The sequence below is a fragment of the Streptomyces albidochromogenes genome, assembly GCF_005981925.1.
Classification (GTDB): domain Bacteria; phylum Actinomycetota; class Actinomycetes; order Streptomycetales; family Streptomycetaceae; genus Streptomyces; species Streptomyces albidochromogenes.
This window is the reverse complement of record NZ_VBVX01000698.1, coordinates 1-740: the sequence shown is the minus strand read 5'-3', so window position 1 is coordinate 740 and position 740 is coordinate 1. Positions and strand designations below refer to the sequence as shown.

Annotated in this window: 1 protein-coding gene; it reads right to left on the bottom strand. The window is 72.0% G+C overall.

Annotated features, from left to right (window positions below; genetic code table 11):
* Positions 1-46 precede the first annotated feature (46 nt).
* On the bottom strand, positions 47-740 hold a 694-nt coding region (locus tag E2E34_RS34820; protein WP_244316411.1), incomplete at its 5' end, for an HAD family hydrolase.

The window sequence follows — 740 nt, the reverse complement described above, 5'->3', positions numbered from 1 at the left end:
GTCCCGCTGGGGGTCACGTTTCCTTGCGGTGCGCTCTCGCTCGTCGTCATGCGTCCGAGCATACGAGCGCACCCTGACCGGGTTCGCTGTGTGGAGTGCCCGACAGGAACGCGGTGATGTGCGGGGCGGCGTCCCGGAGGGTCGGGAAGTGGCGGTGCACACCCTTGACCGCTGTGTCGGTGTTCACTCCCCACACGGTCATGCCGGCGCGCAGTCCGGCCTGTACGCCGGAAGGCGCGTCCTCGACGACGAGGCAGTTCTCCGGCCGAACGCCGAGGCGAGCGGCGGCGAGGAGGTAGGGCACGGGGGACGGCTTCCCTTCGGCCACCCCGGCCGCGTCGACGACCACCTCGGGAACCGGCAGCCCGGTTCGGGCGAACCGCCCCCGTACGCGGTGCTCGTAGTTGGAGGTCACGAGCGCCCACGCCCCGGCCGGCAGCCCGCGCAGAAGCTCCGCCGCGCCGTCGTAGGCCGCGTACTCCCCGGACCGTACGTCGGCGTCTTCCAGCGCGTGCAACACGGCCAGGCACTCCTGCGGGTCCTCGCCGGGAGCGACAACCGCGAAGGTCTCCACCGGCCGCGTCCGCAACGCGACCCGGTACACCTCGCCGGCGTCCACTCCGTACCGTACGGCCCACTCGGCCCAGACGCGGCGCTGGTTGTCGAGCGCGTCGATGAGAGTGCCGTCGACGTCGAAGAGAACGCAGCGGGGGGTGTGGGTGGTGTGGGTGGGGGTGACG